This window comes from Allobosea sp. TAB14 (genome assembly GCF_052113865.1).
In the GTDB taxonomy this organism is placed as follows: domain Bacteria; phylum Pseudomonadota; class Alphaproteobacteria; order Rhizobiales; family Beijerinckiaceae; genus Allobosea; species Allobosea spartocytisi.
Genome location: NZ_JBFRDQ010000178.1, coordinates 1 through 8,526 on the forward strand (window position 1 = coordinate 1; position 8,526 = coordinate 8,526).

At 65.2% G+C, this 8,526-nt stretch carries 7 protein-coding genes and 1 pseudogene; 6 read left to right on the forward strand and 2 right to left on the reverse strand.

The genetic code is table 11. The annotated features are described in order from the left end of the window. Nucleotides 1-484 precede the first annotated feature (484 nt). From AB4Y99_RS21880 to AB4Y99_RS21900, 5 genes are all read left to right on the forward strand, one after another. On the forward strand, nucleotides 485-1,900 hold the full coding sequence (locus tag AB4Y99_RS21880) for a circularly permuted type 2 ATP-grasp protein (RefSeq protein WP_038358494.1): 1,416 nt from the start codon (nucleotides 485-487) through the stop codon (nucleotides 1,898-1,900). Between the two features lie 73 nt (nucleotides 1,901-1,973). Then, nucleotides 1,974-2,915: an alpha-E domain-containing protein gene (locus AB4Y99_RS21885; protein WP_038358495.1), complete on the forward strand. Its 942-nt coding sequence runs from the start codon at nucleotides 1,974-1,976 to the stop codon at nucleotides 2,913-2,915. A 171-nt stretch (nucleotides 2,916-3,086) separates the two neighbouring features. Further along, entirely contained in the window at nucleotides 3,087-3,914 is an 828-nt protein-coding gene (locus tag AB4Y99_RS21890) for a transglutaminase family protein (RefSeq protein ID WP_142022516.1), read from the forward strand. 101 nt (nucleotides 3,915-4,015) lie between these two features. Beyond that, complete coding sequence (locus tag AB4Y99_RS21895) at nucleotides 4,016-4,765, forward strand: proteasome-type protease (RefSeq protein ID WP_441524804.1); 750 nt, start codon at nucleotides 4,016-4,018, stop codon at nucleotides 4,763-4,765. A 168-nt stretch (nucleotides 4,766-4,933) separates the two neighbouring features. Further along, nucleotides 4,934-7,093: a putative bifunctional diguanylate cyclase/phosphodiesterase gene (locus tag AB4Y99_RS21900; protein WP_441524805.1), complete on the forward strand. Its 2,160-nt coding sequence runs from the start codon at nucleotides 4,934-4,936 to the stop codon at nucleotides 7,091-7,093. Between the two features lie 12 nt (nucleotides 7,094-7,105). Here the strand turns inward: AB4Y99_RS21900 and AB4Y99_RS21905 are convergent, their stop codons facing one another. Continuing rightward, nucleotides 7,106-7,705, reverse strand: coding sequence for an exopolysaccharide biosynthesis protein (locus tag AB4Y99_RS21905; RefSeq protein WP_112764548.1), 600 nt, complete (start codon nucleotides 7,703-7,705; stop codon nucleotides 7,106-7,108). A 79-nt stretch (nucleotides 7,706-7,784) separates the two neighbouring features. Beyond that, nucleotides 7,785-8,054: an usg protein gene (locus AB4Y99_RS21910; RefSeq protein ID WP_038358499.1), complete on the reverse strand. Its 270-nt coding sequence runs from the start codon at nucleotides 8,052-8,054 to the stop codon at nucleotides 7,785-7,787. 198 nt (nucleotides 8,055-8,252) lie between these two features. Between AB4Y99_RS21910 and AB4Y99_RS21915 the strand changes: the two are divergent. Next, nucleotides 8,253-8,526 (forward strand): annotated as a pseudogene (locus AB4Y99_RS21915) (hypothetical protein); the annotation flags it as partial.

Sequence of the window (8,526 nt, forward strand, 5' to 3'; positions counted from 1 at the left end):
TGTAACAAGGCATCCCAATAAGAATATCCCATTTCTTCATAAGGATACCTCGAAATCAAAAAATATATCGATATTCAAATATTATGCAGAGCTTTCATAAAACTCAATAGGAAATTGGTTTCTCATCAAATCGAGCATACAATCGATGTTTGCCTAAATTATTGCCCGAACTAAATTTTCTGTTGCGAAAGCGATAGAGGAGCACAGCCGCCCCAAATGGCGCACCAAAATGCAGCAGTCCCTGCAAGCGAGCCGGGCAAGATGTAAGTTCGGCGGCCGCTATTGGCTCTCCGGCCGCCCGCGACCACAACAGCAAATGCGGGGATCTCGGCAAGCCCGGCTGGATCGGCCCGATATGGCAAGGTTCAAGGGGTCTCCGTCCTGCTCATGAAAAAGGCAGATCGGGCCGCTTCCCGGGCCATGCCCCCTCTTCCCGAACGCCTGCGAATGCGCATAGGCTGACGAAAATGGGGAAAACGGCCGCATGGTTGCGTTCGATGAAATGACCGGCTCGGGGCAGGAGTTGAGGCCAGCCTATGACGCGCTCGACCGCTGGCTGAAGGAGGCTCCGGCCGAAACGCTGGCGCTGAGGCGCTCGCAGGCGGAACTCTTCTTCCGGCGCATCGGCATCACCTTCGCAGTCTATGGCGACGAGGAATCGACCGAGCGCCTGATCCCCTTCGACATCATCCCGCGCGTCCTCACCAAGCCGGAATGGACCAAGCTGGAAGCGGGGCTGCGCCAGCGCGTCACCGCCCTCAACATGTTCCTGGCCGATGTCTACGGGCCCAAGGAATGCCTGAAGGCCGGCATCATCCCGCCCGATCTGGTCTATCGCAACGCCTGCTACCAGCTCGAAATGGTCGACTTCAAGGTGCCGCACGGCGTCTATTGCCACATCGCCGGCATCGACGTGGTGCGGGTCGACGCAGACACATTCTATGTGCTCGAGGACAATGCCCGCACGCCATCGGGCGTCTCCTACATGATGGAAAACCGGGAGGTGATGCTCAGGCTCTTCCCGGAGCTYTTCGCGATGCACCGCGTCGCMCCSGTCGACAACTAYCCYGACCAGCTCCTGGCGACSCTGCGCTCGGTCGCGCCGCGCAGCGCGCCTTCGGAYCCGACGATCTGCCTGCTSACGCCCGGMCAGTAYAAYTCGGCCTTCTACGAGCACTCCTTCCTCGCCGACAAGCTCGGCGTCGAGYTGGTCGAGGGCTCGGACCTGCTGGTCAAGGACGACGTGGTCTACATGCGCACCACGCAAGGGCCGAAGCGCGTCGACGTGATCTACCGGCGCATCGACGACGACTTCATCGACCCGCTCGTCTTCCGCGGCGATTCGGTACTCGGCGTGCCCGGCATCATCGGCGCCTACAAGGCCGGTAACGTCACGCTGGCCAACGCCGTCGGTACCGGTGTCGCCGACGACAAGGCGGTCTACAGCTACATGCCTGAAATCGTGAAGTTCTTCACCGGCGAGGAGCCGATCCTGAAGAACGTCCCGACCTTTCGCTGCCGCGAGCCCGAGGCGAACGCCTATGTGCTCGACAATCTGGAGAAGCTCGTCGTCAAGGAGGTCAACGGCTCGGGTGGCTACGGCATGCTCGTCGGCCCGCACGCCAACAAGGCGCAGATCGAGACCTTCCGCCGCAAGCTGAAGGCGAGCCCGGAAGGCTTCATCGCCCAGCCGACGCTGGCGCTCTCGACCTGCCCCACCTTCGTCGCCTCGGGCGTGGCGCCGCGCCATGTCGACCTGCGGCCCTATGTGCTCTCCGGCGCCAACGGCATCTCCTGCGTGCCGGGCGGRCTGACCCGCGTSGCGCTGAAGGARGGTTCGCTSGTCGTCAACTCCAGCCAGGGCGGCGGCACCAAGGACACCTGGGTGCTCGACGCATGACGCGCTCTCCCGATCGCCTCAACGCTCCCTTCCGGATGCTGCCTGCCTCGCCGCGGAAAGGCCCTCGCTGACCATGCTCTCGCGCACTGCAGACAGCCTCTACTGGGTTTCCCGCTATGTCGAGCGGGCCGAATGCCTCGCCCGCATCCTCGATGCGACGACCCGTCTCACCAACCTGCCTTCGACCTATGGCGGCGCCGGCACCGAGTGGCAGAGCGCGGTCCTGACCGCCGGCTGCGAGGACACCTTCGCCCAGGCCTATAGCGAAGCGAACGAACGCAATGTCTGCGACTTCCTGACCTTCAACCCCGATAACCCCTCCTCGATCCGCAACTGCCTCGCCTTGGCGCGCTCGAACGCGCGGGCGGTGCGCACGGCGCTGACCTCGGAGATGTGGGACGCGCTGAACGGCGCCTGGCTCGAGCTGCAACGCTTCGAGAAGAAGCGCATGGACCGCGAGGAATTCGCCCGCTTCCTCGACTGGGTGAAGAATGTCTCGCTGGTCTTCGACGGCTCGGCCTACCGCACCATGCTGCGCGACGACGGCTACTGGTTCTCGCGGCTCGGCGTCTATCTCGAGCGCGCCGACAACACCGCCCGCATCCTGGACGTGAAGTATCACGTCCTCCTGCCGGCCAACGAGCAGATCGGCGGCTCGCTCGACTATTTCCAGTGGACCACGGTGCTGCGCGAGGTCTCGGCGCTGACCGCCTATCACTGGGTCTATCGCGAGGCGGTGAAGCCGGTGCTCATCGCCGATCTGCTGATCCTGAACCGGCGCATGCCGCGCTCTCTCGCCGCCTGCTACGAGAACATCTCGCGCTTCCTCGACTCGCTCGGCGACGCCTATGGCCGGCAGGGCGCGGCCCAGCGCCAGGCGCGCCGGACTCTGGCGAACCTCAGCAACACGCGCATCGAGAACATCTTCCAGCACGGGCTGCACGAGTTCATCGAGGACTTCATCACGGAAAACAACGGCCTCGGTAATACGATCGTCGAGCAGTACCTGCAGTGACCCGCTCGCCTCGCCGCGAACCGGCAGGTAGAACGACAGATATCCAGAGCATTTTCGAGCGAAGTGGACACCGGTTCGCGTGAAGAAAATGCGATAAAACAACGAGATAGATCCTTTCCGCGCTTCAGGGAAACGCGGAAAGGATCTAAACGCCCGGAACGGCCGAGACCCATGCGGATCAGGATCTCCCACACGATCAGCTACGAATATGCCGAGCCGGCCCGGCATATCGCCCAGATCCTGCGCCTGACGCCACGCGACCATGACGGCCAGCACGTCATGTCGTGGCGGATCGAGCCCAGCATCGACGGGCGCCTGCGGGCTTCGCAGGATGCGCATGGCAATATCGTTCACACCTTCTACGCCGACGGCCCGATCTCCGCACTCGGGATCAAGGTCGACGGGCTGATCGAAACCGTCGATCTCGCCGGTGTCATCCGTGGCGGGCTGGAGCGGGTCCCTTGCGACGTCTATCGGCGCGACACCCTTCTGACCGCGCAGGACGATGCGCTGCGCGCCTTCACCGACGAAGCCGCGGCCGGCGCCGGCACGCCGCTTTCGCAGATGCATGCGCTGATGGCCGCGGTCCATGAGCGCATGACCTGCCTCGACGCCAGCGGACACACCGGCGTTGGCGCACCGGCTGCCTTTGCGGCGGGCGAGGCGATCGCGCAGGATATCGCCCATGTCTTCATGGCCTGCGCGCGCCATCTCGGGCAGCCGGCACGCTACGTCTCCGGCTATGTCGCGCGATCGGGCGATCTGCCCCTGGGCAGCGGCGCCCATGCCTGGGCCGAGGTCTATCTCGATGGCTATGGCTGGATCGGCTTCGACAGCGCGAATGGCCTGTGCCCCATCGACACGCATGTGCGTGTCGCGGTAGGGCTGGATTTCGCCGACGCCGCCCCTGTCCGGGGCTCGCGCCAGGGCGGCGGAGGCGAGAACCTCAACGTTCTCGTCACGGCACAAGAAGCCGGCAGTCGGCAGGTCAATCAATAGCCGTAGCTGGCGGCCGAAACTTAAGCCGGCCACGTTGATTCGATTTGGTCGGATCAGGCCACAAGCGATTGACGGACTTAAGAGATCGAAGGACCGCGACCGTGACCTATTGCGCCGGAATCCTCGTGCAGGACGGGCTGGTGATGATCGCCGACACCCGCACCAATGCCGGGCTCGACGATATCTCGACCTTCCGCAAGCTCCACATCTTCTCCTGGCCGGGCGACCGCAGTTTCGGGCTGGCGACGGCCGGCAACCTCTCGATCACGCAATCGGTCATCAGCTTCCTGCACGAGGGACTGCCCCATCCCGAGACCGGCGAGATCGAGACGCTGCGGAACGCGACCACCATGTTCCGGGCGGCCCAGCTCGTCGGCCGCTGCATCCGCCATGTCCGGGAGATCGACGGGCCGGCGCTCGACGAAGCCGGCGTCAAGTTCGAGATGTCCATGCTGTTCGGCGGACAGATCAWGGGCCAGCCSATGCGGCTCTTCATGRTCTACGGCGCSGGMAACTTCATCGAATGCGGCATSGACGCSCCCTTCCTSCAGATCGGCGAGCACAAATATGGCAAGCCGATCCTCGACCGCGCCGTCACCTTCAAGACCCATCTCTACGATGCGCTGAAGGTCGGGCTCATCTCGATGGATTCGACGATGCGCTCCAATCTCGGCGTCGGCCTGCCGATCGATCTGCTGGTCATGCGCCGCGATGCCGAAGACCTCGAGCTCAACCGCCGCATCGAGGCCGGAGAACCCTATTTCCACGATCTGCGCGAGCGCTGGTCCGCTGCGCTGCGGGCCGCGCACATGGCGATCCCACGCCCGCCCTACGGGCCCAGCTCCCCGTAAAGGCTCCGGCCCTTCGTGAAGCCGGCCTCATTTTCGCGGTAAATCCCGGCGCCAAGGCAACGGGATGTCAATACTTACGCGGTTAGCTCGCATCGAAGGATCGATGCCGGACGTGCAATGCTGCAACCTGCCACCGCGAAGATGACGAACGCGGGTTCATCCGCGCGCATGTTCGCGAGCACCGTCGCGACGCTGGGCTGCGCGTTCCTGCTCCTGCTGGCCGTCGGTGCGGCCGTGGTGATCGCGATCACGCGCGAGGCCAATCGGCTCGAAGCCCAACGCCAGCGCGAGCGCATCGAAGCCGCCTTCAACAATCAGATTCGCGCCAGCGAGCTCAGGTTGGAACGGCTGGCCATCGCGGGCGCCTTCCAGGAGACGCTGCGCGGACCGGAGCCCCACACCGGACTGCAGAACGCCTTCAGCCGCCTGGGCGGCCAGCTCGCCGATTTCGACGGAGCCTATATCGCATCGGCATCCGGAACCGTCCTCGCCGGCGTCGAAGCGGGCGAGCCTGCCGGCCAGGCCGGCTATGACGGCCTGCGAAATTTCAGCGGCTTCATTCCCGGAGGAAACTCCCGGCCCGTGGCCGGCAGCCTATCCTCCGATCGCGGCTCGGCCTGGTCGACCATCGCCAGCAACGGCAGCGACACGATCCTGCTGATGGTGATCGACTTGTCGCGCATCGCGACGCCGGTTCACTCGCCGTCGCTGGGGCGGCTGTCCTTCGTCGCCTATCGGCGGTTGTCCGGTACCATGCTGGCCGAGCTGGCGGATGGCTACCGCGTCGCCGGCATGCGCCTCGTCGATCGGCAGCCCTCCGACGCGCTGTCGAGCCTGCCCATTCCCTCTCCGGACGCATCGGTCAGCACCTGGCTGACCTGGACACCGGACCGCCCCGGCGACGTCATGCTGGAGCGCTTCCTCTGGGCCCTGATCTCGGTCGGCGTGCTTTTCTCCGGTATCATCGTCTTCGTAGTCCAGCGCCTGCGCGCGGCAGCCGTGCAGATCACGCTACGCGAGCAGGAGATCCAGCGCCTGGCCGGCCAGGACGAATTGTCGCTGCTGCCCAACCGGCGCAGCTTCGACCTGACCTTCGACCAGGCACTCGCCCGGCTCGACCGCGGCGACTCGGCGCTTGCGGTGTTTCTCATCGATCTCGATCGCTTCAAGGCCGTCAACGACACTTATGGCCATACGGCCGGCGACGAGCTCATCCGCCAGGTCGCCAACCGGCTCCTCGGCACCGTGCGGGCGGGCGATACGGTGGCGCGCCTGGGCGGCGACGAATTCGGCGTCATCCAGGCGCATGCCTCCCCAACCGGCTCGGCGGCGCTGGGCGAGCGGATCCTGGCCGCCCTCACCGCCCCCTTCACCGTCATGGGCGTCGAGGTCACCATCGGCTGCTCGGTCGGCATCGCCCTGGCACCGCGCGACGGCGCGAAGCGCGAGACGCTGCTCAAGCTCGCCGACACTGCGCTCTACGAGGCGAAGAACAGCGGTCGCAACCGCTGGTCCTTCTTCGAGCCCCAGATGAACCGCGCGCTCCAGGTCAAGCGCATGGTCGAGGACGATCTGCGCAACGCCATCGAGCAGGACAAGCTCACCCTGCACTACCAGCCTCAGGTCTCGATCGACGGCTCCACCATCATCGGCGTCGAGGCGCTCGTGCGCTGGCCGCATCCGGAGCATGGCATGATCCCGCCTTCGGAGTTCATCGCCATCGCCGAGGAGCGCGGGCTCATCGTGCCGCTGAGCGAATGGGTGCTGCGGCGCGCCTGCCAGGAAGCCAGGCGCTGGAAGGGCGTCCGCCTCGCCGTCAACGTCTCGCCGATCCAGTTCCGCCACAAGGACTTCGTCGCCAACGTCATCCGCATCATCGGGGAGACGGATTTCGATCCCGGCCAGCTCGAGCTGGAACTGACCGAAGGTGTGCTGATCGAGGATGCCGACGCGGCCGAAACCGCGATGATGGACATCAGGGCCCATGGCGTCGGACTTGCTCTCGACGATTTCGGCACGGGTTATTCGAGCCTGATCTATCTGCGCCGCTTCGCCTTCGACAAGATCAAGATCGACCGCTCCTTCCTCGAATACATGGAAGAAACCGGCGAATCCGCGATCCTGGTCCATTCGATGGCGCATCTCGGCCGCGCGCTCGGCCTGCGCGTCTGCGCCGAGGGCGTGGAGACGGCCGAGCAGCACCGCTTCCTCCAGGCCATCGGCTGCCACGAACTGCAGGGCTTCCTCTTCTCGCGGGCGGTTCCCGCCGAGGAGATCGACCGCCTGCTCGCGGTGAACAACCCTTTTGCTGAAGTGCTCGCTGCCTGACCGGACACCCGATCAGAACAGCAGCTCCTGGATGCCGCTGAAGATCGCATAGGCGAAACCGGCACTGAGCGCRAGCCCGATCGCCCCGATGACCGCCCCCGCGATGATCAGCACGCCGTCGCGCTCGACCATCCCGAGCCCGACCAGGCAGACGGCGAGCCCGAGGGGGATCTGCCCGATGAACGGCGCCGCGACGATCAGCCCCAGCGCCAGGATCAGGATGACGAGCCCGAGGATCGGCACCGCATAGGGACCGCCGAGCATCGTCAGCCGCGGCCGCGAGAAACGCTCGAGCCAGATCAGGGGCGGCAGCGCCCGCTCGATGGCGCGGTTGAGCTCCGGCTTGCCGATGCTACGCCTGAGCAGCGCCTGCGGCAGCCAGGGCGTCTTCCGGCCGGGCAGCATCTGCAGCGCGACGAAGGCCAGGACAAGCCCGCAGACCAGCGGAATCGGCGGCGGCATCGGCAGGCAATTGGGCAGGCCGAGCAGCACCACAAGCAGCGCATAGGCGCGATCCTGCAGCGCCGCGATGATGGTGCCGACCTCGACACGCTCCCCGGGCAGACCGGCCAGCGCCTTCAGAAGTCCGGATGTGCGTAGGGGAGATGACAAGAGAGCCAGGCCGTGCCGGATTGAGCTGCCCGCCTAGCACGGCGGGGCAACCCGCAACAAGCACGCGCGACGCAGGCGCTCAATGCAGTGTCAGCACACCGTTGACGCTGCGGATCTCCGCCGGCCGGATCAGTCGCGAATGCGCGACGGTGACGGAATGCACCGGCCCGTCAAGCTCGCGCCGCCAGAAATCCAGAAATTCATGCAGCACGGGAAAGCGCGGAGCGACGTCGTATTGCTGCCAGATGAAGGTCTGCAGCACGCTGAGATGATCGGGCATGCGATACAGGATCGTCGCCGTCGTCAGCCCATAGCCCTCGAGCTGCCTGATGAAGTCCTCTGAAACCATCTGCACCTCCCCTCCCAGCGGGATTGAAAGCTTAGCCGGATGCGTCGAGGCTGCGCCCGGTTGGTTAACAAAAGCTTGCAAGCTTACTCCCAAACTGCTGCAATTCTTAGGCTCGTCTGCGGCACAAGGGGGACGCTCGGCGGGCCGGGGGCATGCGTGGCGTGGGGTAGCCGCAGAACCGGTCGGACCAGGCTGGCGATGGTCGTCGCGGCCCTGCCCCTGTCCGTCTGTTCGGCCGCCCTTGCCGAGGACGATGAAGCGGATGAGGAGCGTTCCCGGCTTTCGACCGTGATCTTCGGCTCGATGGAGGCCGGCCCGACCAAGACCTTCCTGTCGGTCGGAATGAAGCGCGCTATCGGCGGCGGCCTGGCCCAGAGCGGCTTCCGCCTCTTCCTGAAGGCTGGCGGATCGCAGGAACAGACGCGGCGCCAGTCGCCGCGCGGCACCACCTACAAGGCCGAGACCCAGACGC